The 25,010-nt window shown below is 51.5% G+C and carries 23 protein-coding genes; 9 read left to right on the top strand and 14 right to left on the bottom strand.

Annotated features, from left to right (window positions below; genetic code table 11):
• Window positions 1-11: 11 nt before the first annotated feature.
• From EJL91_RS02015 to nifJ, 7 genes are all read right to left on the bottom strand, one after another.
• Window positions 12-398, bottom strand: coding sequence for a hypothetical protein (locus tag EJL91_RS02015; protein WP_243125208.1), 387 nt, complete (start codon window positions 396-398; stop codon window positions 12-14).
• Between the two features lie 245 nt (window positions 399-643).
• A complete protein-coding gene (locus EJL91_RS02010) occupies window positions 644-1,558 on the bottom strand; it encodes a LysR family transcriptional regulator (protein ID WP_125140289.1) in 915 nt (304 codons plus the stop codon).
• A 162-nt stretch (window positions 1,559-1,720) separates the two neighbouring features.
• On the bottom strand, window positions 1,721-2,833 hold the full coding sequence (gene acrA, locus EJL91_RS02005; RefSeq protein WP_125140288.1) for an acryloyl-CoA reductase electron transfer subunit beta: 1,113 nt from the start codon (window positions 2,831-2,833) through the stop codon (window positions 1,721-1,723).
• Window positions 2,834-2,853: 20 nt separating this feature from the next.
• Window positions 2,854-3,654, bottom strand: a complete 801-nt coding sequence (gene acrB, locus EJL91_RS02000; RefSeq protein WP_125140287.1) for an acryloyl-CoA reductase electron transfer subunit gamma — start codon at window positions 3,652-3,654, stop codon at window positions 2,854-2,856.
• A gap of 12 nt (window positions 3,655-3,666) precedes the next feature.
• Window positions 3,667-4,812: an acryloyl-CoA reductase gene (acrC, locus tag EJL91_RS01995; RefSeq protein WP_125140286.1), complete on the bottom strand. Its 1,146-nt coding sequence runs from the start codon at window positions 4,810-4,812 to the stop codon at window positions 3,667-3,669.
• Window positions 4,813-4,902: 90 nt separating this feature from the next.
• Complete coding sequence (locus tag EJL91_RS01990) at window positions 4,903-5,787, bottom strand: MaoC/PaaZ C-terminal domain-containing protein (protein WP_125140285.1); 885 nt, start codon at window positions 5,785-5,787, stop codon at window positions 4,903-4,905.
• 56 nt (window positions 5,788-5,843) lie between these two features.
• A complete protein-coding gene (gene nifJ / locus EJL91_RS24825; protein ID WP_125140284.1) occupies window positions 5,844-9,506 on the bottom strand; it encodes a pyruvate:ferredoxin (flavodoxin) oxidoreductase in 3,663 nt (1,220 codons plus the stop codon).
• A 398-nt stretch (window positions 9,507-9,904) separates the two neighbouring features.
• Between nifJ and EJL91_RS01980 the strand changes: the two genes are divergently transcribed.
• The 9 genes from EJL91_RS01980 (at window position 9,905) to EJL91_RS01940 (ending at window position 19,379) form a co-directional block, all read left to right on the top strand.
• A complete protein-coding gene (locus EJL91_RS01980; RefSeq protein ID WP_125140283.1) occupies window positions 9,905-10,837 on the top strand; it encodes an acetamidase/formamidase family protein in 933 nt (310 codons plus the stop codon).
• A 42-nt stretch (window positions 10,838-10,879) separates the two neighbouring features.
• On the top strand, window positions 10,880-12,127 hold the full coding sequence (locus tag EJL91_RS01975; RefSeq protein ID WP_125140282.1) for an MFS transporter: 1,248 nt from the start codon (window positions 10,880-10,882) through the stop codon (window positions 12,125-12,127).
• Between the two features lie 194 nt (window positions 12,128-12,321).
• Window positions 12,322-12,585: a hypothetical protein gene (locus EJL91_RS01970; RefSeq protein ID WP_125140281.1), complete on the top strand. Its 264-nt coding sequence runs from the start codon at window positions 12,322-12,324 to the stop codon at window positions 12,583-12,585.
• A gap of 21 nt (window positions 12,586-12,606) precedes the next feature.
• On the top strand, window positions 12,607-13,110 hold the full coding sequence (locus tag EJL91_RS01965) for an RNA polymerase sigma factor (protein WP_125140280.1): 504 nt from the start codon (window positions 12,607-12,609) through the stop codon (window positions 13,108-13,110).
• The gene (locus EJL91_RS24820) at window positions 13,082-13,921 is read left to right on the top strand and encodes an anti-sigma-I factor RsgI family protein (RefSeq protein ID WP_243125207.1); all 840 of its coding nucleotides are present in this window, start codon (window positions 13,082-13,084) and stop codon (window positions 13,919-13,921) included. Before EJL91_RS01965 ends, EJL91_RS24820 begins: the two co-directional genes overlap by 29 nt.
• Before the next feature lie 60 nt (window positions 13,922-13,981).
• Window positions 13,982-14,686, top strand: a complete 705-nt coding sequence (locus EJL91_RS01955) for a response regulator transcription factor (RefSeq protein ID WP_125140279.1) — start codon at window positions 13,982-13,984, stop codon at window positions 14,684-14,686.
• Window positions 14,687-16,093, top strand: coding sequence for a sensor histidine kinase (locus tag EJL91_RS01950; protein ID WP_125140278.1), 1,407 nt, complete (start codon window positions 14,687-14,689; stop codon window positions 16,091-16,093).
• Window positions 16,094-16,193: 100 nt separating this feature from the next.
• Complete coding sequence (locus EJL91_RS01945) at window positions 16,194-18,668, top strand: ABC transporter permease (protein WP_243125206.1); 2,475 nt, start codon at window positions 16,194-16,196, stop codon at window positions 18,666-18,668.
• A gap of 24 nt (window positions 18,669-18,692) precedes the next feature.
• Window positions 18,693-19,379 (top strand): ABC transporter ATP-binding protein, encoded by a 687-nt coding sequence (locus EJL91_RS01940; protein WP_125140277.1) that lies wholly within the window; start codon window positions 18,693-18,695, stop codon window positions 19,377-19,379.
• Window positions 19,380-19,475: 96 nt separating this feature from the next.
• On the opposite strand, the gene EJL91_RS01935 is transcribed toward EJL91_RS01940, so the two are convergent.
• From EJL91_RS01935 to EJL91_RS01905, 7 genes are all read right to left on the bottom strand, one after another.
• On the bottom strand, window positions 19,476-20,231 hold the full coding sequence (locus tag EJL91_RS01935) for an SIR2 family NAD-dependent protein deacylase (RefSeq protein WP_125140276.1): 756 nt from the start codon (window positions 20,229-20,231) through the stop codon (window positions 19,476-19,478).
• Between the two features lie 129 nt (window positions 20,232-20,360).
• Window positions 20,361-21,545, bottom strand: a complete 1,185-nt coding sequence (gene bioA, locus EJL91_RS01930; protein ID WP_125140275.1) for an adenosylmethionine--8-amino-7-oxononanoate transaminase — start codon at window positions 21,543-21,545, stop codon at window positions 20,361-20,363.
• Window positions 21,546-21,562: 17 nt separating this feature from the next.
• Entirely contained in the window at window positions 21,563-22,246 is a 684-nt protein-coding gene (gene bioD, locus EJL91_RS01925; RefSeq protein ID WP_125140274.1) for a dethiobiotin synthase, read from the bottom strand.
• Window positions 22,247-22,307: 61 nt separating this feature from the next.
• Window positions 22,308-22,883 (bottom strand): biotin transporter BioY, encoded by a 576-nt coding sequence (locus EJL91_RS01920; RefSeq protein ID WP_125140273.1) that lies wholly within the window; start codon window positions 22,881-22,883, stop codon window positions 22,308-22,310.
• A 440-nt stretch (window positions 22,884-23,323) separates the two neighbouring features.
• Entirely contained in the window at window positions 23,324-23,707 is a 384-nt protein-coding gene (locus tag EJL91_RS01915; RefSeq protein ID WP_125140272.1) for a DUF4280 domain-containing protein, read from the bottom strand.
• Window positions 23,708-23,811: 104 nt separating this feature from the next.
• On the bottom strand, window positions 23,812-24,441 hold the full coding sequence (locus EJL91_RS01910) for a phage baseplate assembly protein V (RefSeq protein ID WP_125140271.1): 630 nt from the start codon (window positions 24,439-24,441) through the stop codon (window positions 23,812-23,814).
• 102 nt (window positions 24,442-24,543) lie between these two features.
• Complete coding sequence (locus tag EJL91_RS01905) at window positions 24,544-24,972, bottom strand: phage tail protein (RefSeq protein ID WP_125140270.1); 429 nt, start codon at window positions 24,970-24,972, stop codon at window positions 24,544-24,546.
• Between the last annotated feature and the right edge of the window lie 38 nt (window positions 24,973-25,010).

Here is a 25,010-nt window from a genome sequence, read left to right as displayed (position 1 = left end):
CGTCCTCCTTTTCAACCCTGTTTTCCCATCGGAGCCCTGCGGTCCTCGATGTCGTCGCAGTCAAATGTCTCCAGATCGTCTGGCCCGTGCAGGATAGAGATATTTTCCAGAATGATTTTCTGGGTCTTCCCATCCTTGTTGATGCCTTTGATGATAATGGTGTGCAGCGTCTCCGGCACCCTGGGCCGGACGAGAAGCTGTATCTCCTCCACGTCATCCCGGCGGGCCAGCTCCTCGACCGCATTTTCGATCCGCCCCGTCTTCAGGGACTGGAGCTTTGCCGTCTTCAGATTCTCCATGCCCTCCAGCTTATAGTTCTTCGGCCGCTTCCCCGCGGTGGCTGCCGCCACCTCCATTTTTCTGATAAATTCCGGCAGCTTCGTGTGCAGAAATTTCATAGAACCCTCCTCCATACTGATAGAATATCACGGCATTTCCTCTTGCTTTGCCGTTATCTCTCCTGTTGTTAACTTTACTTTAACACCCAGCGCTATAATAGTAAAATATTATCTCTGTAGTTTTCCCCATAACTCGGATCCTATGGGGAATCCCGGGGGATTGCAGCGTGAAGCGGCCTTTTTCACCGTTTCTGTGCATTATTATTGCAGTTTAGCCGCTGGGCTGAACGGTAACCGATTGCCCCCTATCTCTCATAAAACTCATTCACAAATTTGATAAACACCCGGGCGGCCGGGGATAAAGCTTCGTCATCCTGATAAACCAGGGCCAGCTTCAACGCAAACTGTTCCTCCTGAATCTCCAGATACCCCAGCTCCTCCGCTTTCGTATAGGATGAAATCACATAATCAGGAATAAAAGAGATTCCGTTTCCGGAGCAGACCATGTTCAAAATGGCGTTCATGCTGGACATGGAAATCTTGTATTTCGGGACAAATTTATACCTCAAAAAGAATTCGTCCGAAATCTTCCGCACAATAAAATTCTTATCCATTAAGCAGAAAACCTGATTTTTCAGTTCTTCGAGCCTGACCGGGAAAGGCTCGTCCGACGATGTTTTCTTCCCCGATAACAGGGGGTGATTTTTGCTGCAAACCACGCGGATCCGCTCGTCCTCCAGGTAGTCGTAGCTCAGTCGCTTATAGGTCTGCCGGATAGCATAGATCAGCGCACAGTCTGCCTGTCCGTTTAAAACTTCTTTTTCCAGGGCCGGTGAGGCGTCATCGTCCAGGTGGATATCAATATTGGGATAGAGGTGGAGGAACGGCGGCAGCAGCTTGTGGGCCAGGAAAACCTGCATCTGGAGCGGAATTCCCAGGCGGATGCTGCCGCTGACGGAACGTTTCAGCTCGCTCAGCGACTGTTCCAGCTCATTCTCCAGCTCGATCCTCTTTTTTGCGTATTCCAGATAAACTTCCCCGGCTTTTGTCAGAGTTATAGGCGAGGTCTCGCGGTTGAACAGTTTTATTCCCACGGAGGTCTCGAACCGGTTCATAAACTGCGTCATGGACGGCTGTGAGATATAATTCTTTTTGGCAGCCTTGGTGATGCTCCCGAGTTCCACGATGGAAAGAAAGTATTCAAATTTGCGTTCTGTCATTTTGAGTTACCCCCTGAATATTCTGTGATTTTTGGTTTGCCGGACTCCCTGTTATTTATTATATAACCCGGAATGTTTTTCCACAATCCCAATTCAATCCAGCTCTCAGGGGGGACGAAATTATCTGTGGACAATATAAAGAATTTTCCCTCGCTGTTTCTTTTACTTCGCCGCCTTAGCCTCCCGGATCGCATCGATCAGCAGAGGCGTGACTTTAAACAGATCGCCGCAGATGCCGTAATCGGCGATCTCGAAGATCGGAGCCGACGCATTTTTGTTGACGGCGATGATACACTCGGAGTCCTGCATGCCGGCCTTATGCTGGATGGCACCGGAGATTCCGAGGGCAATATAGATTCTCGGATGTACGGTTTTTCCGGTCTGCCCTACCTGGTGATCGGCGGACAGCCAGCCTGAGTCCACCGCCGCGCGGGAGCCGCCGACCACGCCGCCGAGCTCTCCGGCCAGTCCTCTGGCCAGCTTTATGCCGCCTTCCACGTCTTTTCCGATCCCGCGGCCCACGGAAACCACCACCTCGGCGCCGATGAGATCCACCTGTTTTCCGGCCGACTTGATCACCTCAAGAACCTCCGCCAGGAGATCCTCCTGCTTCAGGGAGAAGGCCGGGTGAAGGATCTCACAAGCATCGGCTTTTGCCTGGTCAAAGGCGCTCTTTTTCATCACGCCGGGGCGCACGGTAGCCATGGCCGGGCGGAATCTGGGACAGATGATCGTTGCCATCAGATGTCCGCCGAAAGCCGGCCTTGTCATCTTTAAGTTCCGGTCATTTTCATCGAGCCCGTCGATGACGGCCGGAGCCAGAGAGGAGGAACTGCGCAGGAATTCCTGATAACCAGGGACGTCGATATCCAGGTGTGTGCAGTCGGCGCAGAGCCCCGTGTGCAGCCTGGCGGCGCATCTGGGCCCCAGGTCCCGGCCGATATTGCTGGCTCCCAAAAGAAAGACTTCCGGCTTGTATTTTTTTACAAGATCACAGATCACCTTGGTATACCCGTCTGTGGTATAAAGTTCAAGCAGAGGGCTGTCCGCGACATAGACACCGTCGGCCCCATAGCCGCCCGCCTCCCTCGCAAGCGCCTCGATCCCGCTTCCCAAAAGGACACCATAAAGTTTTGTACCCAGCTGATCCGCCAGCTTCCGGCCCTCGGACAGCAGTTCAAAGGAAGTCGTCATCATCTTGCCCTGCCGCTGCTCGCAGAATACCCATACTCCCCCGTTAAATTTATTAATCGCAGCACTGTTGTAGTCAGACATCGCTTTGATTCCTCCTTCCGTCAGATTAAATTTCCGGCGGCCAGTATTCCCGCCAACTTGTCACATGTCTCTTTGCCATCACCTTCAAGCATGGCGCCGGATCCTTTTACCGGCGGCGTAAAGGACTTGAAAATATTGGTCGGAGAACCTTTCAGTCCGATGGTTGCCGGGTCAATGAGCGGATCGTCCTTTAATGCCTCGTAGTCAAAGACCGTGAACGGCTTCCCATAACAGTCGAAGATCCCCTGCACGGTCATATATCGGGGTTCGTTCAGTTCCTTGATACAGGTAAGGAGACAGGGCGTCCGGAGGCGGATCCGCATATAGCCGTCCTCCAGCATCCTCTTGACCGTCAGATAATCACCCTCTTTTTTAATATCCGCCGCATAAGATACCTGCGGAAGGTTCAGTTTTTCCGCGATTTGAGGGCCCACCTGGGCGGTGTCGCCGTCGATGGCCTGACGGCCGCACAGGATGATATCCTCTTTTTCGAGACCGACCTTTTTGATGGCGGAGGCCAGGATCTGGGAGGTGGCATAGGTATCGGAACCCCCGAATTCACGGGCAGAGACTAATACCGCGCGGTCGGCGCCGCGGGCCATGAGTTCCCGCAGCATCCTCTCGGCCGGCGGCGGCCCCATAGATAAGACTACCACTTCAGCTCCGAACTGATCTTTGAAATTTAAGGCCTCCTCCACCGCATTCAGATCATCCGGATTTATAATTGTGGCCATGGAGGCCCGATCCAGAGTTCCGTCCGGTTTGACGGACACTTTTCCGGAGGTGTCGGGAACCTGTTTGACGCAAACGATTATCTTCATCTTCTCTTCCTCCTATCTTCCCAGCATAGCTCTGGAAATCACTACTTTGTGAACCTCTGAGGTCCCTTCGTAGATTTCCGTAATTTTTGCATCCCGGTAGATCCGCTCCAGCGGATAATCCTTCATGTAGCCGTATCCTCCGTGGATCTGCAGCGCCAGATTTGCATTGAACCGGGCGGCTTTTGAGGCATTCAGCTTGCACATGGCCGCTTCTTTGGTAAAGGGCTTCCCGCTGTCCTGCAGATAGGCCGCATAGTACACCAGCCATTTTGCGGATTCTGTCCTGGTTCCCATCTCGGCAATGTACCAGCGAAGCCCCTGGAGCTCCGCAATGGGTTTCCCAAATTGGACGCGTTCATGCATATACTTGACGCTGAGGTCGATCACTCCCTCCGAAAGCCCCACGGCCGAGGCCCCGACTCCGATTCTGGCCCCATCCAGGGCTTCCATGGCGATCTTAAATCCCTGCCCTTCTTTTCCTACCAGATTGGCGGCAGGCACGCGGCAGTCCTCGAAGATCAGTTCCGCAGTCTCTGAACCGCACAGACCCATCTTCTCTTCCACTTTCCCACCGGCGAAACCGGGAGTCCCTTTTTCCACCAGGATGGCGGAGAGGCCCTTGGTTCCCAGTTCCGGGTTGGTGAGGGCGAACACGATGACAACGTCGGCCAAGGCTCCGCCGGTGATAAAGCATTTCGTTCCGTTTAAGACGTATTCGTCCGTCCCGGCGTCGTAGCGGGCCGTTGTCTTGACGCCGGCCGCGTCGGATCCGGCTCCCGGCTCGGTCAGGGCAAAGGCCGCCAGACTGCTGCCCTGAGTCAGCCTGGGCAGGTAGCTCTGTTTCTGTTCCTTGGTGCCGTATTTGAGCAGCACGCCCGGAGTAATTCCGTGGATGGAGAGCGTGGCCGCGGAGGTGAGGCACTTTTTGGCAAATTCGGAGATGACGATGACCTTTTCCGCGGCCCCGCCGCCGCTTCCCCCGTATTCTCTGGGGATTCCCAGGCCTGTGAAGCCCAGCTCCGCCATTTTTTTGAAGTTTTCCATATTAAATTTATGTTTCCGATCCATGTCGGCCGCCACCGGCTCCAGCTCGTTTTCCGCGAATTCCTCGGCCAGCCGGCGCAGCAGCTCCTGTTCCCTTGTCAGTGAAAAATCCATAAAGAGCGCTTCCTTTCCTTTATTCTGTGAAATGTGTTCTTATTTTTCCAGCGCAGTGATACTCCTGTCGGAACGCGCCGAAAGGTTCTTCTAATTCCATTTAAATACGCCCCGGTTTAAAACCGGTTTGCCCGTCAGCAGGTTCATAAGCCTGAAATAGGCCCGCCCCTTCCCTATGTTCCAGAGCTGCAGCCGGATGGGCGTGTCGGGAAACAGAACGGAACTCATCTGGGCGGCCATCCGGGCCATACGCTCTGGTTCCCCGGGGATCAGGGCCTCCACCGCCATCCGGCAGGCAAAACCGAAGGAACAGAGCCCCTGCATAAAGGAGGTCTCAAAGCCCATTTTCCTCGCGTAATCCGGATCCACGTGTATCAGGTTGGTGTCCCCGGTCAGGCGGTAGAGCAGGTTCTGAACCGGGCTGATCAGATCATCTGCCTCGATATCAGGACAGCGGTCCGGGATCTCCACCGGGCTCTTCGGCATGGGGGCTCCGCCGAATCCGCCGGCCTCGTGGAAAAAAGTGGTGGAGTAATTGGTGCAGATCGCGTTCCCAGCTTCGTCGCGGACGTCGATCCGCGTCCGCACCGCGGCCCCTTTTCCCTCTCCCCGATCATAGACGTCGGTGATGACGTCCTGGTACTGGAAGGTTCCCTTGATCGGGTCGATGGGACGGTGCATGACGATCTCATGATCCATGTTCAGAAATGAGATCGTCGGCTTTATGATCTCGTCAGCCAGCATGGAGGCCGGCAAGGGCATCCACTGATAGGGGCGCACGTTGACCGTTCCCCAATAGGGAACCGTGCCGTAGGTAGGGATAACCTTCAGGTTCTTTTCGTAGGTGTAGAGAAGATCCTCTCTTTTGGCCCCCACCGCCAGCGCGTAGAGGATCACGTCCCGCCAGTTGTATTCCATATAACGCGGCTCCATTTTTTTTCCGACCAGCCGCTCGGCCAGATTTTCTTTTTTCACTGTCTGCTCCCTCCTTATTCGGCGCGTTTCACGCCGCCGGGCTATGTTTTTGTGTTTTATGCCTTCCCCGCCATTTTTTTGTAATAGGCCAGGCGGTCCATGGCGTCCTGCTCGGTCTTTTCGAACAGGCCCTCCGCCTCGTCCGGGAACACTTTTTTCAGGGAAGAGAACCTGACTTCATTCATCAGGAAATCTCGGAACGGCTTGGTCGGCTCCTTGGAATCCAGGCTGAAAGGGTTCTTTCCTTCTTCCTCCAGGGCCGGGTTATAGCGGTACAGGGACCAGTAGCCGCAGGCCACGGCGTCTTTTTCCTCCTGCTGGCAGTTTGCCATGCCGGTTTTGATGCCGTGGTTGATACAAGGACAGTAGGCGATGACGATGGACGGGCCGGGATAGGCCTCCGCTTCCGCCAGAACCTTCAAGGTGTGGGCCTGATCGGCTCCCATGCTGATCTGCGCCACGTACACATAGCCGTAGGACATGAAGATGCGTCCCAGATCTTTCTTCTTCGTCCGCTTGCCGCCGGCCGCGAATTTGGCGATGGCCGCCGTCGGGGTAGCTTTGGACGCCTGGCCTCCGGTGTTGGAGTAGACCTCTGTGTCCAGAACGAGTACGTTGATATTTTCCCCGGATGCCAGAGCGTGATCCAGTCCGCCGTAGCCGATGTCGTAGGACCAGCCGTCGCCTCCGATGAGCCACTGGGAGCGTTTGGTCAGGTAATCCCGATTCTCATAGATGTCAGAAAGAATCGGATTTTGATCCTTGTAGGGCCTTAAGGCTCTCGTCAGCTTTTCCGCCCGTTCCCGGGTATTTTCGGAGACCTCGCGGTTCTCAAGCCAATCCGTCAGAGCGTCCCTCAGGGTGTCATCCAAATCCAGTTCCAGGGCTCTGGCCGCCTGGGAGGCAAGCTGTTTCTGAACCTGCTTGGTACCCATGAACATGCCGAGGCCGAATTCCGCGGTGTCCTCAAACAGGGAGCTGTTCCATGCGGGGCCGTGGCCTTTTTCGTCCTTCGTATAAGGCGTGGACGGAACACTGCCGGAGAATACATGGGCGCAGCCGGCGGAGTTGGCGATCATCATCCGGTCGCCGAAGAGCTGGGTCAGAAGCTTGATGTAGGGCGTCTGGCTGCAGCCGGCGCAGGCGCCGGAAAATTCGAACAGCGGCTTTTCAAACTGACTCCCCTTGACGGTGAGACGGTTGTAAGGATTTTTCTTCTCGGGCAGGGAGACCGCGTAATTCCAGAGGGGGGTCTGCGTCTGTTCCTCGGACAAAAGCCTCATCTCCAGTGCTTTCTCCTTCGCCGGGCAGACGTTGATGCAGTTTCCGCAACCGGTGCAGTCGTTCGGTGAAATGGCGATCCGGAAATCTAAGCCAGACGCGCCGTTTGCCGGTTTCGTCTCATAGCCCTCCGGGGCCATCTCTGTCTCCTGGGCGGTGGTCAGCACCGGCCGGATGCAGGCATGGGGGCAGACGTAGGAACACTGGTTGCACTGGATGCATTTCTCCGCGTTCCAGTGCGGCACGCGGATCGCCACACCGCGCTTTTCGTAGGCCGCGGTGCCGGAGGGGTAAGAGCCGTCCTCCATGGGGATCATGCCGCTGACCGGGATGGAGTCGCCCTCCATACGGTTCACGGGAATTAAGAAATCATTTATGTAATCTAAGGTTTTGCCGGAATCGGAGGCCGCGGCGGGCGTTCCTGCGGTTACGGCGATTTTATCTGCTACCGCACCGGACTTTCCCGCAGCCAAACCGATTGCTCTTTCCGCCGCGCCAGGCTTTCTCGCGGCCATGCCGATTCTTCCTGCCGCCGCGTTCCCGCCTTCCGCCGCCAGCTCCTCGTCCGCGCCGTTCCACTCCTCCGGCACGTCAATCTTTACGATGCTTGAGATGCCCTGATCGATAGCCGCGCAGTTCATCGCCACGATATCGTCGCCCTTTTTGCCGTAGGTGTCGGAAACGGATTTTTTCAGATATCGGACCGCGTCCTCCACCGGCAGGATCCCGGCCAGCTTAAAGAAGGCGGCCTGCATGATCATGTTGGTCCTGTTTCCCAGGCCCAGCTTTCTGGCGATGTCCACCGCGTCGATGGTATAGAATTCGATTTTATTTTCGGCAATGTAGCGTTTCATGGATACGGGCAGGTTCTGTTCCAGCTCCTCCCGATTCCAGATGGTGTTTAACAGGAACACGGCTCCCGGCCTGGTTCCCGCCAGCAGATCGTATTTATCCACATAGGACTGCTGGGAGCAGGACACGAAATCGGCCCGGTCGATTAAATAGGTGGAGCGGATCGGGCTGTTTCCAAACCGAAGATGCGATACGGTAACGCCTCCTGATTTCTTGGAGTCGTAGGCAAAATAGGCCTGGGCGTACAGCTCTGTGTTGTCTCCTATGATTTTGATCGCGCTTTTGTTTGCTCCCACCGTGCCGTCGGAGCCCAGTCCCCAGAATTTGCAGGCTGTGGTGCCCGGATCCTCGATCTCGATATCCCCCGCGTCGGGAAGCCCGCTTCCATTTACATCGTCTATGATGCCTACTGTGAAATGATCTTTTGGCGATTTCTGTTTCATATTCTCAAACACATCGAAGATATGAGTCGGGCGAATATCCTTGCCGCCGACGCCGATCCGGCCGCCGACGATCTTCGGCTGGAATTTTCTTCCGTAATAGGCGATTTTTACATCCATGTAGAGAGGCTCGGACTGGGCGTTTATCTCCTTAACCCGGTCTAAAACCGTGATGGCTTTTACGGTGTCCGGAATATATTTGAAGAAGTATTCCAGGGAGAACGGGCGGTATAAATGAACGGTCAGAAGGCCCACCTTCTCCCCGACCGCGTTGAGGGCGTCCACCACCTCCTCGATGGTCTGGGTCATGGAACCCATGGCAATGATTAGACGCTCTGCGTCCGGCGCGCCGTAGTAATTGAACGGATGGTATTCGCGCCCGGTCAGCTTCCCAATCTCCCCCATATAATGATCCACGATGGCAGGGAGCTCCTCCCAATATTTATTGATAACCTCTCTCTGCTGGAAGTGAATGTCTGCGTTCTGAACAGTGCCGCGCACACAGGGGTGATCCGGATTCAATGCATTTCTCCGGAAGGCGTTCACCGCTTCCATATCGATGAGTTTTCCCAGCTCATCGTACTCCAGCACCTCAATCTTCTGAATCTCATGGGAGGTGCGGAAGCCGTCAAAAAAATGGAGGAAAGGGACTCTGCCGCGGATGGCCGTTAGATGGGCCACCGCTCCCAGATCCATGACCTGCTGGACGCTGGCGGCGCTGAGGAGGGCAAAGCCGGTGGTGCGTGTCGCCATGACATCGGAGTGGTCGCAGAAGATTCCGAGGCCGTTGGAGGCCACCAGGCGGGATGCGACGTGAAAGACGCCGGGAAGAAGTTCTCCCGCTATCTTAAACATGTTGGGGAGCATCAGCATCAGCCCCTGGGAGGAGGTGTAGGTGCTGGTGAGAGCCCCCGCCTGAAGGGAGCCGTGAATCGCCCCGGAGGCGCCTCCCTCCGACTGCATCTCGATGACCTGTACCTTTTCTCCGAATATGTTTTTCCTGTTCTCGGACGCCCACTCATCCACATGCTGGGCCATATCGGAGGAAGGGGTGATGGGATAGATGGCGGCTACGTCGGTAAATGCATAGGAAACATAGGCCGCCGCAGTGTTTCCGTCCATGGATTTTTGTCTGCGCTTGCTCATATTATTATTCTCCTTTTCTGTTTTTTCACAGCTTAAAAATGCTGTTTCGCTCCTGCGGGAAAATTTCCGCCCCCGGGTGCTTTTGGATTAATTTCATCTTAGCATTGCACTTTTTTAAAGTAAAATACCATTGGAACCATCTTTGTCATAATACAAAAGCTATGGGGTTCAGACAGATTCGATCCGTTTTCCTTCCCATAGCATTTGGGTTATTTCAAAAATAGTACAAACGGTATTTTATTATCGTTTCATTTTGGTGTAAGATTACGAATAGAAAGAGAACCGACAGGAATAAAAGATGTTCTAAAAACATCAATCTTTTGTGCACAGGGACTGATCGTAAATAACAAGCAATGAACCATTAAAACATTTCATGTAGAGTAGAAAGGGGAGCCAATATGTACCATACTGTCAAACCAACAAGTTACAATTATCTTTTCAGCGCAGATCTTAAACCCATTTTAAGCGTAGATCCGGGTGATATCCTGGAAATTTACACAGAGGACGCTTACGCCGGCCAACTCCACTCCGAAGCAGACTTAGTATCGGAGGCCTGCGCTACCACACAGTTTTTCAACCCCCAGACAGGCCCAATTTATATCAATGGAGCAGAGCCGGGCGATACCCTGGTCGTCGATTTTAAATCCATTGAATTCACCAGGCCCTATGCTGTCACGGCGCTGATCAAATATTTCGGCGGACTTCAATCCACAAATACCACCCGCATGCTTCAGGATGCGCTTCCTGAAAAAACCTGGATTTGGGATTTGGTAGACAATAACACTGCTGTCTATAATAAGCAGTTGGACATCAAGCTCCCCGTCTCTTCCTTCTGCGGCACGATGGCCACGGCCCCGAAACTGGAATCTATCACCGCTGTCGCTCCCGGTTACTTTGGAGGCAATATGGATGTGCCCGACGTTCGCCCAGGCCACAAAATCTACCTGCCGGTCAATAATGAAGGCGCGCTTTTCTACATCGGCGACTGCCATGCTAACCAGGGACAAGGCGAAGTGACCGGTGCGGCACTTGAAATTCCGGCCAAATGCACCCTGAGCTTTGAACTGATAAAGGGTAAATCTCTTGAATGGCCCCGAGTCGAATCCGAGGACAAAATCATGGTAATCGGCAGCGCAAAGCCGATGGAGGACGCCGCCCGCATCGCCTACGGCGGACTGATTGACTGGATGGTGGAGGATTACGGTTTTGACAAGCTGGATGCCTATATGCTGGTCGGGCAAATCGGAGGCCTGTATGTTGGGAATATGGTAGATTCCCTCTACTCTCTCTGTGCTTCTATTGAGAAAAAGTATTTGAAAGGCAGAAAATAGAAAGGGATCAGAAGGGTGTTTTCTAAAACAAAGGGGGAAACAATGAACAGTAATCAGAAAAAAAATGTAACGTCCAGTTACCGTTGGGTAATTCTGGTAATCAATTTTGTGGTATGCGCATTGGCATACGCGGGACTGACCACCTGGAGTACGGCGCTCAATGAACTCGTGGCAACCTTTCATGTGTCGAAGTCGGTTGCGAGCCTGGGGGCGTCAGCGTTTATGATGGGTTATGCAGTCGGAAGTTTTGTCGAGACACAGATTGCCGCAAAATACGGCTACCGCACCGGCGGCATTGTCGGGCTTATCTGTATGGTGGTCGGGATTTTCGGCGTACCTTATGCATCCAGCTTTACCATGGTTCTGGTCTTCCGTTTTCTCCAGGGATTCGGCATTCTCTGGGTAGTCGGAACAAACAGCACGGTTGCCTGGTTCCCGCCCGCAAACCGCGGATTTGCCTCCGGCGTCATCGGCGGCTCCCTGGTCCTTGGCATCGGTATGGGCAACTTTGTCGCTAAACTCCTGATTGAAATTGCCGGCAGCTGGCAGGGTGCATTTAAGCTGTTTGCGGTTATTCTTTCCATCGCCGCCGCTGTCTGGGCAATTCTCATGAAGAATCCGCCGAAAGACCTTTACCGGGAATCCGCTCCTGAACAGTCGGCAGCGCAGGCCCGATCCCATGTCAACCCGTACCGCTCGGTCGGCGCATGGCTGTTGGTCGCATGCATGTTTTTTAACTGCTGGCAGCTGACCGGCTATCTGAACTTTGTCGGGAATTATGCGGATCATCTGGGCTATGATACCGTTCAAAGCGGCTTTATCAGCCTTCTGGCCGGACTGATCGGTATTGTCTCTACTCCCGTCGGCGGAATTATCTCAGATAATTTAGTTAAAAAAGGCTGGCCGCCGATCAAAGCCCGCTGCTTTACCATGGGGATTCCTGCTTTTATGGTGGCCGCAGTCACCACAGCCCTCTATCCCGTGATTGCGCCCATTTCCTACTCGTTTGCTTTAATTGGCTGTATCCTGTGCGGTTGGGGCGTACCTATCACAAATGCGACCATGGGTGCAATCAATATGGATATCCTAAATGATCAGAACGCGGCGGATAAAATGTTTGCCTTCACCGTCCTGATCGGGCTCGGACTGGGCGGCAGTATCGCCTCATACATCCCTACCTTTATGGCTGAAAGGGCGGGCTATCCCATGGCTTTTGCCGTCATGGCGCTCGGCGCGCTGGCCGGCGGAATCATCAGCCTGATCATTCCTAAGTTCCAGAGTGAAAAATAAATAATTTATTTTGTCTATAATCAAAAACGCCTGGATATCCAGACGTTTTTGATTTTTACCGTAAAACCTTTATTAGCCAGCCATATACGCAATACTCCTATTTTCATAAATAAAAAAATTTCACCGCTTTGAAAGGATTCCCCTGCCCTATTCGTATTATAATTGAAATGAATGAAAGAAGGAGATTGAAAATAATGAAAATCAGAACTATAATGGCAACAGCAGCAACTGGAATTGTATTGGCATTTGCAGGCAGCAGCCTGGCGTTCGGAGCAGAGTGGAGCTGTCCGAGAGGATACGAAGACTGTACCGGTTATGAATACTGTACCACTCATGACCATGGAGACTGTGAAAGCTACCAGTCCGGGGACGGCAGCAATTCAAACGGTCATCACAGTGAAAGCGGGAACCGCGGCAGCCATCACAACAGGCAGGGCTACGGCTCACATCACAGATAAAAATAACTTTATGGAGAAACCATGCGGCAGGAATCGGATGTAGAGCAGACAATCGGCCAATACGCCGATATGGTGAAGCATATCTGCTTTGTCTATATGAAAAACGAAAGCGATACGGAGGACGTATTTCAGGATGTATTTTTGAAATACGCCCTTTTTTCCGAACCCTTTCAGTCCGAGGAGCACAGAAAAGCTTGGCTGATCCGCGTGACCGTCAACCGGTGCAAGGATGTGCTGCGCAGTTTTTTCCGCCGCAACACCTGTTCCCTGGAGGAGGCCATGGCCACGGCGGCGCCGGACGGCGATGAACATTCTGAGGTGCTGGAGGCCGTGATACAGCTTCCTGAAAAATATAAAATTCTGATCTATCTGCACTACTACGAAGGATATTCCTCCGTGGAAATCGCAGGTATTTTACATAAGAATGTCAATACGGTATACACGCATCTGGCAAGAGCCAAAGCGGAACTGAAAGACAGACTGGGAGGTGAGGAAGGTGAAACAGAATATCCAAAACGCATTTGACGCCGTTAAATGTGATGATGCACTGAAAGAACGCACATGCGCCGCTGTTGTCGGCAAAATGAGAAGAAAACAGCAGAAAAAAACGCACAGGAAACGCCGTTTCACCTCATCCGGAATGAAATGGGCCATCTCCGCCGCCTGTCTCATGCTTCTTGTGGGAAGCGGGTTCGGAGGCTACAAGCTCTATTATACCGAGGCCGCCACCATCAGCATTGATGTCAATCCCAGTATCGAACTGGATATTAACCGTTGGGGAAGGGTCGTGGACGAGGTTCCCTACGGGACGGACGGGGAAAACGTGCTCCGGGAAGTCTCCCTGAAACATCTGGAATACGGGGACGCCATGGAACGCCTGCTGGGCAGTGAGGCCATGCGGTCCTATCTGCAAAACAACGCCGTGGTATCCGTCACCCTGGAAAACAGCAACGGAAACAGCCGGCTTCTGGAAAATCTTCAGAACTGCGTAGATACCGCATTAGAACAGTGCCATGGAAATGTCACGGCGGAATATGCCAGCGTGGACAGCCATATGTGCAGCGAAGCGCACAGCCACGGAATGTCCGTCGGCAAATATTACGCTATCCAGGAACTTCTGGATGTGGATCCCATGGCTACTCTGGATGAGTTCAAGAATAAGTCCATGAAAGAGATCAGAGGGCATACGGAACATTGTGAACACAGGACGGAACAGAACGGGGAACGCCGGGACGGACAGACGGATCCGGATGCTGTTTCCGGTTCCCCGGACGACGGCTGCACCCCTGACAGCCGCGGAAAATGCCATAATAAGCATCACAACGGCCATAACTGACAAATAGAGTGAAACAGCCCGACAGCCCGGGCTTGGCGCGGAAAAGAAAGCAGGTATAAAATGGATCATAAAGTTTTACTGGTTGACGATGAAAAAGATATTATCGATCTGTTGGAGGAAGTGCTGCAAAAAGACGGATTTCACTCTATTCAAAAAGCCTGCACCGGCATGGAAGCGCTGAGCATCTGCCGGGAGTTTCAGCCTGACGTCATTGTTCTGGATATTATGCTGCCCGATATAGACGGTCTGGAAGTCTGCAAAAAGATCCGGGAATTTTCCTACTGCTCTATCCTCTTTCTGTCGTCTAAAAACGATGATATCGATAAAATCCTCGGCCTGTCCTGCGGCGGCGATGATTATGTCACAAAGCCGTTCAGTCCCCGCGAAGTGGTATTCCGTATCAAAGCCCAGCTGCGCCGACAGCAGTATCAGACAGTGGTTTCCGAAAATGCCTCGGCTCTTCTGGCTGCCGGATCGCTTACTCTTGACAGGGAAAGCGGCCGCGCCTGCAAAAACGGACAGGAACTCGGGCTGACCGGACGGGAATTCCTGCTCTTATCGTATCTCATGGAGAACGCAGATAAAATCATCAGCAAGGAGCGTCTTTACGAACAGGTTTGGGGCGAATACAGCAGTATCTGCGACAACACGATTATGGTCCATATCCGGCACCTGCGGGAGAAAATTGAGGACGAACCGTCCTCTCCCCGGCAGCTTATCACCGTGAAAGGTTTGGGCTATAAGCTCAAAAAAAGGATTGATTAGATGAAACGCTCAGGCTATCGCGCGATTTTCCATATTTACCTGATTTTCTTTCTGTCTCTGCTTGCAGCGCTCCTGCTTGCCGTCTGCCTTTTCTTCATGACGTTCTCCATCCGGACGACCGGCGGCGCAATTAAAAAAAGTGACTGGCCCAAAACATTTACTGAAGATTTTTCAGAACAGATTGTATGGATCGACGGCGCGCCGCAGCCTACACAGACCGGGATGGCATCATTGCAGGATAACGGAATCGGCATCCAGATTTTAGATTCCTCCGGCCGTGAAGTATTCGGCTGGCGGAAACCGGAACAGGCAGCTACCTCCTATTCCGGCCCGGAATTGCTGCGTCTCTTTCAGTCAGGAAAATCAGGCGGCGGCGAAACTGCCGCCTTTACCGGAACAGCCAAGGCCGCAGGAGAAGAATATATCTACATCCTGTATTTTCCCGTGAATGTTTCCAAAGTTACAATGTACGTCAACGGAGAACGGTTTGCGGGCGGTAAAAACGTGATTTTACCCGTCTTGTCGGCACTGCTTCTGCTTGTGCTAATCTCAGGCCTTCTCTACGGTCTTTTTACGGTAAGCGCAATGAAGCGGCTGACGGCTGTCATTCAGGATATCAGCGTCCGCAGCTATCTTCCGGTTCAGGATCATGGGGTGTTCCATGATCTCTATGACGGCCTGAACCGTCTGGATGAAGAAATCAGGGCCGGTGATAAACTGAGGCTGCAGACGGAAACTATGCGTGAGGAATGGATTGCCAATATCACCCATGATTTGAAAACGCCGCTCTCCCCCATCAAAGGATATGCGGAGATCCTGCTGGAAATCGGCGGGGACGGTGAGCAATGCAGGCGTTATGCCGGTATCATGCTGAAAAATGTTTCTTATATAGAAACTCTTATGGATGATCTGAAACTGACCTATCAATTGGAATACGGGATGCTGCCCGTAAACCGCGAAGAGACGGATATCGTCCGTTTTCTAAAAGAGCTGGCAATTACCATTCTGAATACTCCGGAATATGAAAATCGCACAATCCATTTCGAAAGTTCCGGACAAATGATTCCTTACTCCTTTGATCAGACGCTGTTGGCAAGGGCTTTTCGGAATTTAATCATCAATGCATTTGTGCATGGCAAAGAGGATACCGAAGTCACGCTGCACGTATCCTTATCCGGCTCTTTGAGCATCTATGTTGCCGATAACGGAACTGGCATGGAACCGGAGACGGTGCAACATCTCTTTGACCGCTATTACAGAGGAACGGATACGGGACAAAAGCCGGAAGGAAGCGGCCTGGGCCTTGCAATCGCCAGGGATATTATTGAGCTGCACGGCGGCTCCATTTCTGTTTCCAGTATTCCAATGGCCGGAACGGAATTTCAAATCGAATTCCCATTCCCTTAAGGTTAATTAAGGTTGCCTGAAAATCAGATTAAGGTTGGCAGACTATTATTAATTTAATGATAGCTGCCAACCTTTTTTCTGCTTTCAAGGAGGTCTTATTTTGAAAATCATCTGGAAATACATTCTCACAAACGTCAAAGAAAGAAAAATGCGGACCGCCGTCATGCTTCTGTCCGTCTTACTTTCCTCCACCCTTCTTCTGGTGTCGTTTTCCATTGGCGCTTCTTATGAAAGCGCACAGCGGAAAATGGCGCGCGGAATGGCCGGAAGCGCGGCAATCTCCGTAACTGCGGCCGAGGGTCCTGTCGATATCGGCATCCTGCCGGAACTGCCGTCGGTGGATGCCGTTGTCGGGGCGCTGAAGGGGACTGCCCTTTACCACGAAAACGGTTATTATGAAACCGTTGATTTGATAGCGGCCGATCTGGCCCTGCTCAATCAGATCAATCCTCCGCGGTTCGCAGACGGGGAGAAAATTGAGGATTTCACCGGTAATAAGGTTATCTTACCGGACCGTTTCACATCAAAATACGGGATTGAGGCGGGTGACACGGTTACGCTGCAGATTAACGGGCAGCCGGTTCCTTTCGCCGTGGAGGCGGTTGCCGCCTATGATACTGTTTTTCTCCGGCATACAAGAGGGACGACCGCTCTTCTGCCCCTTTCCACCCTTTCCGCCCTGTCCGGCCGGAAGGACGGATACACCGAACTGTTAATTAAACCGGCCGAAGGGATTTCTGCTTCGGAACTGAAACACGAGCTGGCAGCAGCTCTGCCTGGCGGCGGATACCGCGTGTCCGAAGTGGTGGATGAGGCGCAGATCTTTGCGGACGCACGGCAAAAATCCATGCCGTTTTTTCTGATCAGCTTTTTCTCCCTGACGGTGAGCATTTTTATCATTTACAGCAGCTACAAGGTAATTACCCTGGATCGCCTGCCTGTAATCGGCACGTTCCGCAGTATTGGGGCAACGCAAAAGGCCGTGACCCGCATTCTTCTGCTGGAAAGCGCACTGTACGGCGTCATGGGCGGCCTGATAGGGATTCCGGCGGGTATACTCGTCCTGAAACTGATTCTGCGGGGAATGGGGCAGTCTCTTTCACAGGGAATCGAGATTCCGGTTGTCGTCACTCCATTCAGTATCCTTTTTTCCTTTGCGGCTGCGGTAATGGTATCCCTGCTCTCCGCATGGCTCCCGGTGCGGCGGGCAAGCCGGCTGCCGATCAAAGATGTTGTGCTCGGCAGCGTGGAAGAAAAACATATCCCCCGGCGCTATAGGGCCGGGACCGGCATTACGCTTTTTATAATTTCAGCGTTTCTTCCTAAACTGGCCTCACCAAAAGCGCTGTATCCGGCCGGCGGATTTTCTCTGCTGGGGCTGATTGCCTCCGCAATTCTGATTATTCCGCTGCTGACGGACATGAGCGCAGCGGGACTGGAACATCTTTACGGAGCCGTCCTGGGAAACGAAGGAAGGCTTGCCGCCCGGAATATGCGGGGCAACCGGAATACTTCGCAGAATATCACGCTGCTTTTTATCAGCATTTCCGCTGTAATCGCCATCACCGCCGTGGGGGATTTCGTGACCGCCTACATCGGCGACGTGTTCAGGGACGCTGAAATTCAGGGCTTTGCGGATGGGCAGATGGAACCGGAATTTATCGAACAGGTTAAGGAGATGGAGGGAATTAAAAAAGCGCTTCCCCTTTACGTGTATAAAAATGAGATGCAGGCGGAGGGCGAGACTTTCAGCCGTCTGGAGGCAACCGATCATCTGGAATGGTACAGCTCCATGCTGGCGCTCCAATATACGGAAAGGGGGATGGAAGAAAAAGCAATTTCAGCCTTTGACGGGGAACGGGCCGTTCTGTTAAGTGAAAGCTGCATGGAACGCACCGGTTTTTCCATCGGTGATATGCTTCCCCTGTCCTGCGGCGCCGGACAAAATGATTATCTTGTAGTGGGCAGCTTCAAATCAAGGGCTACGGATGTAGAGGCGGTCATTTCTTCCTCATATGCAGCAGCTGATTTCGGCCCTGTTTCTTATGGCTTCCTTGCTTATACCGCCGCAGATCCCGAAGCTATTATGGTGCAAATCCGCGCTCTGTTCGGTGATACACCGAACTGGAGCCGGACGGTGAAGGAATTTAACGCGGACGCCCTGTCTACCGTGGGAGCTTTTTTGCAGCCCATGCACACCATGACCTTTTTTATTTTCGCGCTGGCGGCCGTGGGCGTCATTAATAACCTGCTAATCAACTGCATCCAAAAACGGCGGAGCATTGCCATGTACAAGTCGGTGGGGCTTTCCAACCGGCAGAATATAAAAATAACGCTGATTGAGGGATTTTCGGCCGGTCTTATCGGGGCGGTTATAGCGGTTTTTGTTTCCTGCATGGAAATTCAGACCATTTTCCTTGTAGCCGGACCAAAAATCTCAATGGCGCCGGAGCTGGATGCCGTTATCTTCCTGCGCGCCGGTATCATGGGAATTATTGTGACCCTGCTTGGCTCCGTTGTCCCAGTATTTAAGAGCCGCAGTATGAAACTGGTGGAGGAAATCAAATTTGAATAGTACGCGATGACAGGAGGTTATTTCATGAAACAGACACCCGCAAACATTGCCGTGGAGGGAAAACACATTGTAAAAGATTTTCGTCTCGGCGGCGAAACCGTAAAGGTACTCAAAGATATTTCGTTACAGGTCCTGCAGGGGGAATTCGTATCCGTCATGGGACCGTCCGGTTCCGGAAAAAGTACGCTGCTTTATATCCTTGGAGGTCTGGACATCCCCACAGGCGGCTCTGTTCTTTTAAACGGCACGGATATTTCCCGCCTGGAAGACGAAAAAATGAGCCGTATCCGGCGGCAGAAAATCGGCTTTGTCTTTCAGTTTTACAATCTAATCCCCAACCTGAATGCAGAGGAAAATATCATGCTTCCGCTGCTTCTGGACGGTAAAAAGATAGGGAGCTGCCGGAAACAGCTTGATCAGATTATCGGTCTCGTCGGCCTGTCCGAACACAGGAAACACACGCCCCGCGAATTATCCGGCGGCCAGCAGCAGCGTGTGGCAATTGCCCGCGCCCTGATTAACAGCCCGGAAATCCTTTTTGCCGACGAGCCTACGGGAAATCTGGACAGCCGGACCGGGGCCGGGATTATGAATCTTTTGAGGGAGATTAACAAAAACACCGGCCAGACAATTATCATGGTGACACATTCCCCCGAAGCGGCTAAAAGCAGCAGCCGGATTATTACCGTGCAGGATGGGAAAATAAAATAAAGAAGGTTAAATTGCACATGTCATGCCGCTTCTCTTCCGGTCGTATAGAAAAATGCCGGGGCCTGAAAACGGCCCCGGCGTAAAATTAATAAATATCTACTGTGCTTTGCTATCCTCTTTTCCATATCCAAGAAGAGGCAGTACATTCATAGGATGATCCAGTATCACAAGTGACGCCTTCTCGTCCAAATAGTGCTTCTGCTTATGGATAATGACCAGATGTCTTCCTTCAAAATACTGAATATAATGATGGAATACTTCGGAAGCAAGAGTCGTCCCCAGCAGCAGTAATGTATCGGCTTTTGTAATCTCCTCTGTGGTGCTTGTCATCTTCTGGCTGTCCACCATCTCTCCGAAAAGAGAAATCATCGGCCGGACGGGAATCCTGCAGACTTCGCAAAGCGGTACGTGTTTTGCATTCATTATGTAGGGAACAGGGTATTCTTTGCCGCATCTGGGACATTGGTTCTGGTAGATACTTCCATGCAGGTTGATTACATGTCCGCAGCCTCCCCTGCGCGGCTTGTCATAGATGTTGCTGTTGATTACGCTCTGAAGTCTGCCTGCCCGCTCCATGGCTGCCAGCGCCGGACCGGTAGCGGTGTCATGCGGCATATGGTGAAGCATTTCACTTTTGTAAAATTCAAAGAACTGTTCCGGCCGCGTATTATAGAAGGTAGCCGAATACAGCTCTTCCACGCAATGGCCGTAGCGGCTTTCTATGTCGTAAGCTTTGTCCTGCTTTTTTATCCCTGTAAATCCGCCTTCCTCCATCATGCCGGAGCCGCAAAGCGCCACAGTGTACGTACTTTCTTCCAGAATTCTCTTTAGCCGTTCCATTTTTTTCTTCATAGCAATGCCCCCTTCGGTTCTATTACCTTTATTCATTATAACATTTTGCCATAGTGCCTGCAAGTCAGCACAGACATGAAAAAAGACGCTGTTCCATGCAGAGAGCGCCTTTTTCCTCATTCTATTTTTCTACTGAAACCATGCTTTCATCGTATCCAGCACCTTGACTAATTCCTGTTCCGTGATTACATAAGGAACCATCGCATACATGTAGTTTAAAAACGGACGGCTGAATACGCCCCGTTCATATGCAAACTGCTGATATCCCTCCAATACGGCGGGATCGCGTACCTCTATGCAGACACAGCCTCCCATAATACGTATCTCTTTTATGCGGCTGTCCGTATAGCCTTCCATCTCCCTCCGGGTAATATCGGTAATACGGCTGATCTTCGATATGTAATCTTCCTTTTCAAAAAGCTCAATGGATTTTAGCGCCACACTGCAAGCCAGGGCATTTCCCATGAAGGTGGGTCCGTGCATCAGTGCAAGGGCGGGATCGTCGCCGTAAAAGCCCTGATATACCTTATGGTTTGCAACCGTAACCGCATGTCCGATATACCCTCCTGTAAGAGCTTTTCCCAAAACCAGGATATCAGGGCATACGAGATCTGCGACAAAACGGAATCCGGTCCGTCCAAATCCGGTGGCGACCTCATCAAAAATCAGGAGTACATCGTACTCGTCGCACAGTTCTCTCGCCCGCTCTAAAAATGAGATATCATACATCTGCATTCCTCCCGCACCCTGAAGAAGAGGCTCCACGATAAAACAGTTCAAATTATCATGATACAGTTTAAACGCTTCCTCCAGGGCTGGAATCTCCGTTGGAATATGGATCACATCCTTCTTTTCCCCGAATGCAAAATGGTAGTCCTCATCGTCTCCCACTTCCATGGCCTTAAATGTGTCCCCGTGGTAAGACCGGGTCAGGGACAAGACCTTACTCCTGGTCTTTTTGCGGTTTGTATTAAACTGCAGCGCCATTTTAAGAGCCACTTCCACCGCCACACTCCCGGAATCAGAATAAAAACAGTAATCCAGATCCCCGGGCAGCCATTCCTTCAGTTTTTCAGACAGTTTTTCCACCGGTTCATGGGTCAGTCCCCCCAGCATGACATGGGCAAACCGATCCGCCTGGGATTTGATTGCCTCCGTCAGCTCCGGATGCTTATAACCGTGGATGACGCTCCACCAGGAGGAAACGGAATCAATCAGCTTCTGATCCTCCGTGTAGAGATAAACGCCCTCCGCATTGACGACTTTATAGGGCGGTTTCATTGTTTTCATCTGCTGATATGGATACCAAATCATATTTTTTACCTTCTTTCCTATTCGTACAGGGATGCCAGTTCATCTGCGTCTATGTCAAGCTCTGTATCACCGTCTTTGACGCAGGCCAGCACCTTAAGTCCCGTCATGTATTCACACATCCTCCGGTTATCTTCCTCCATCACATTCCCTGCATGGAAATGGTTGAAAATGATTCCTTTTACCGGAATATCATGGGAGCGCATATATTCCCAGGTGAGAACCACATCGTTAATTGTGCCGAGTCCCGCATCTGCGACAATCAGGCAGGACAGCTTCAGTTCTCTGATAATATCCTCCAACTGGATTTTGGCCTCATCAAAGCAGACCGGACATACAATACCTCCGCTGCCCTCCATCGTTACATAGTCGTAATTGCGGCAGACAGCCTCAAATCCTTCCCTGACCACCTGCAGCCGAACCGGATTCCCCTCAATTCTGGAAGCGAGGTGGGGAGAATACGCAAGCTCATATACATAGGGGCACATCTCCCCCAGCGGTTGGGCAATTCCAGAAACACTCTTTACAGTCCATGCATCACCCGGAATCAGATTTCCGTCTCCGCCGCGGCTGTTCCCGCTCATAGCCGCTTTATAATATGCCGCGTTTCTCCCGCTTTGGCTCAGTTTTTTCACAATCAGGCCCGTCACAAAGGTTTTCCCGATGTCTGTTCCGGTTCCCGTAATAAAGATATTTTTACTCATATTCAGTCCACCTCATTCTGCAGTTCTTCAATCTCTCCTATGTATCTGATGCCGTTACACCCTATCTCATACTTTTCATAACCGGCTGAATCCGCTTTACCAGATAAGCTGCCAAAATACATAAACAGATATCTCCCGGGACTGCTAATATAAAACAGTAGAGAAAGAGCGGCCATACTCCTATCGGCGTATTTATCACAAAATTACAGATGATGTAGTAATAAACCATCCCAACCCCATAGACAATAAACAGCCCTGTAAAATTTGCTGCCAGAAGTTTTTTAATTGTCAGCGGATTCCCGTGTCCGGCTATCTTCCCCGTCACATAACTGGCCAGACAGAAGCCGATCAGATAGCCAAAGCTCGGCTTTAAAAGATACCAGATTCCGCCGCCCTCTGCAAAAACAGGCAGCCCCGCCAGCCCAAGCGCTATATACAGGGCAACACTGGCCGCCCCATTTTTACCACCCAGCAAAAGCCCCGCCAGCATGGTAAATAAAAACTGCAGCGTAAAAGGCACCACGGGCACCGGAATTTTAATAAACGCCCCTACGGCGATCAGCGTTGTAAACATCGCTGTATAGGTAAGGTTCAGTACCGGTGAATACCTCAGGGGTTTTTCTGCTTTTTGTAACATGTTTTCCTCCTATAATTTTCTGTTTGGTAAGATTTATCTGAATGTAAACCAAAAATAAAATACAGTTTACATTCAGATAAATCTTACCAATTACGCTCCAAATTGTCAACCTTTTATTTTTGTAAGTTAACAAATGATTTTCAATCCTAAAGCGGGATTTTAATTGAGAAATGAGAAGGCTGTCAACCACAATGCTCCTTCGGAAGTCCGGGGAACGCCTTTTGTTCACTGTCTGAAAGTTTCTTCTGAGGTTTGGTGTTGGTTTCAGTATTGAAGTTAGAATTGGCTTTCGATTTGATGTTGGATTCGGTATTAGAACTACAAAAAGTGCTGCTGGCATGGAGTTCGCAGCAGCACTTTTTGAAGAGGGGTGAACATGGGGAACAATCCCGTTTTCTTTCTGAATTTTCTGATTATTGCATCAGCTTCCTCAAGTTCTGTCATATCTGAATATTGAATATTCCCGGCATCATAATCCGGATGTATCCTCCCCTCTCGCATATCAGTTTTGAATCAGATGTCAGTGCCGGTTTTCCAGAAATTAAAACCCGCGGATTGCCTGGCATCCACGGAACCGGCGTTACCGGTATGCATGGCATCGGCGTCAGTACGCCCAACGCAGCAGCCGTTGCGGCCGCCACCATGGGGTTTGCCATGGAGGAACACAGGCCGAAGGGTAGGATATTAACCATAGGCACCTTATCCATGATGGAGGCAATCGCCTGGGTGTTCATCACCCTGGCCGCAGGCAATACATTTAAAGTGGACGGTACCGAACCGAAACTGCAGCTTATACACGCCCCACCACATACACAAAAACTCATTCCGTCATCTCCTGTCTAAAAATGATTTTACTCTCTTCCGTTTACAGATTTCATGGCACGGGCAGTTCCCTGTCTTCAGAACTGATCCATAAGCGGTCTTCTTTTTAATTCAGTTTGACCATAGCTCCCTTAACTTCTAACAGACCGTTTGCCTCAAGTTTAGCGCTGGCAGTCCCCTTAAGTTCCAGTATCATTCCCTCAACCTTCGTTTTATCCGCCCCGAGTTCCAAGGTCTGGGAAGGCCTTAATATCACTGATGCACCGCTTACGGCAAGTCCTTTTTCTGCCTTCAGCTCTATTTTCTGTCCGTTTATCTTCACATCGGAAGCCAGAGTAATCCTTCCTTTTTCAAGGGTCAGAAAGGGTTCACCCTCAATTTTGAATTCCAGTTTTTCCTTAATATCAAGTGTCAGACATCCTCCCTCTGTTCTCATCATCCTGACTGGATTTTCCTCTTTTGCCACTCCCTCCGGCGGCGTGTCGGCAAGCCCCTGCAGGCAGCCCATCACAAAGGGGCAATCCGGGCTTCCGTTCAGAAAACCTACAACCACCTCCGTTCCCACTTCAGGCAGCAGTAATGAACCGTATTCCGTTTTGCAGTAACCGGTCATCACCGGTAACCAGCCGGAAAGACGCTTGCCATCCACTCCCAGACCGTACTCCACCCGGATTCTCCCAGGCTGCTCCTCATTCCAATTTTCTTTGACAATTCCCGTCACCATAGATGCATCCATACATCTGCCTCCTATCCTTTTATTCCGTTCACCCCTATAACCGTTTATCACTTATCATAGGGTAGAAGTCTCCGCCACAAAATCCATCGCGCTGCTAAAAATCTATGACTCCCTTGATATACCTTCATGAGCCAGCTCCAAACTCTCAATAGCAATCTCACAGGAAGCCGCATTGAAATCAGGCGCCGAATATTTAGCAGGCCATGCGTTAATAATCTTCCACACTGCCACCTCATTCCGCATCTCATCTAGCAGGCTTACTGTCACAGTCTTTCTCTCCACCTCACCGGCCATCCCCTTCTCAATCCAGCCGTAAGCGGCTTTTCCTTCGAGCATGCCATTCTTCAGGGTGATATTGCCGTATTTACGCAGTCCCGCCACCCTCATCGGATTCTCTGCCGCCATATCTCCCTCCCTGTTCTCAATCGGTTCTATCGCCGCGTCGAAACCGGAAACCTCACTGAACCTTCCTGCCTCCAGTCCATCGATATCCAGCTTAAAACGGAATTTCGCTCCCGGATATACTGCCATGATAATGCTCCTTTCCCTATTTCTTTTTTCGGTATTTC

Origin of the sequence: Clostridium transplantifaecale, from assembly GCF_900626075.1 — a bacterium.
Classification (GTDB): domain Bacteria; phylum Bacillota; class Clostridia; order Lachnospirales; family Lachnospiraceae; genus Otoolea; species Otoolea transplantifaecalis.
This window is presented reverse-complemented; position numbering and strand designations above follow the sequence as displayed.

Bases quoted from the DNA above. Each gene is read 5' to 3' on its own strand.
- EJL91_RS01955 (WP_125140279.1), top strand. From the start codon at position 13,982: ATGGATCATAAAGTTTTACTGGTTGACGATGAAAAAGATATTATCGAT.
- bioA (WP_125140275.1), bottom strand. From the start codon at position 21,545: ATGATTTGGTATCCATATCAGCAGATGAAAACAATGAAACCGCCCTAT.
- EJL91_RS01950 (WP_125140278.1), top strand. From the start codon at position 14,687: ATGAAACGCTCAGGCTATCGCGCGATTTTCCATATTTACCTGATTTTC.
- nifJ (WP_125140284.1), bottom strand. From the start codon at position 9,506: ATGAGCAAGCGCAGACAAAAATCCATGGACGGAAACACTGCGGCGGCC.
- EJL91_RS01910 (WP_125140271.1), bottom strand. From the start codon at position 24,441: ATGGATGCATCTATGGTGACGGGAATTGTCAAAGAAAATTGGAATGAG.
- EJL91_RS01980 (WP_125140283.1), top strand. From the start codon at position 9,905: ATGTACCATACTGTCAAACCAACAAGTTACAATTATCTTTTCAGCGCA.
- EJL91_RS01975 (WP_125140282.1), top strand. From the start codon at position 10,880: ATGAACAGTAATCAGAAAAAAAATGTAACGTCCAGTTACCGTTGGGTA.
- EJL91_RS01920 (WP_125140273.1), bottom strand. From the start codon at position 22,883: ATGTTACAAAAAGCAGAAAAACCCCTGAGGTATTCACCGGTACTGAAC.
- EJL91_RS01970 (WP_125140281.1), top strand. From the start codon at position 12,322: ATGAAAATCAGAACTATAATGGCAACAGCAGCAACTGGAATTGTATTG.
- acrA (WP_125140288.1), bottom strand. From the start codon at position 2,833: ATGTCTGACTACAACAGTGCTGCGATTAATAAATTTAACGGGGGAGTA.
- acrB (WP_125140287.1), bottom strand. From the start codon at position 3,654: ATGAAGATAATCGTTTGCGTCAAACAGGTTCCCGACACCTCCGGAAAA.
- EJL91_RS01915 (WP_125140272.1), bottom strand. From the start codon at position 23,707: ATGAGTTTTTGTGTATGTGGTGGGGCGTGTATAAGCTGCAGTTTCGGT.
- EJL91_RS01940 (WP_125140277.1), top strand. From the start codon at position 18,693: ATGAAACAGACACCCGCAAACATTGCCGTGGAGGGAAAACACATTGTA.
- EJL91_RS02010 (WP_125140289.1), bottom strand. From the start codon at position 1,558: ATGACAGAACGCAAATTTGAATACTTTCTTTCCATCGTGGAACTCGGG.
- EJL91_RS02015 (WP_243125208.1), bottom strand. From the start codon at position 398: ATGAAATTTCTGCACACGAAGCTGCCGGAATTTATCAGAAAAATGGAG.
- bioD (WP_125140274.1), bottom strand. From the start codon at position 22,246: ATGAGTAAAAATATCTTTATTACGGGAACCGGAACAGACATCGGGAAA.
- acrC (WP_125140286.1), bottom strand. From the start codon at position 4,812: ATGGATTTTTCACTGACAAGGGAACAGGAGCTGCTGCGCCGGCTGGCC.
- EJL91_RS01935 (WP_125140276.1), bottom strand. From the start codon at position 20,231: ATGAAGAAAAAAATGGAACGGCTAAAGAGAATTCTGGAAGAAAGTACG.
- EJL91_RS01965 (WP_125140280.1), top strand. From the start codon at position 12,607: ATGCGGCAGGAATCGGATGTAGAGCAGACAATCGGCCAATACGCCGAT.
- EJL91_RS01905 (WP_125140270.1), bottom strand. From the start codon at position 24,972: ATGGCAGTATATCCGGGAGCGAAATTCCGTTTTAAGCTGGATATCGAT.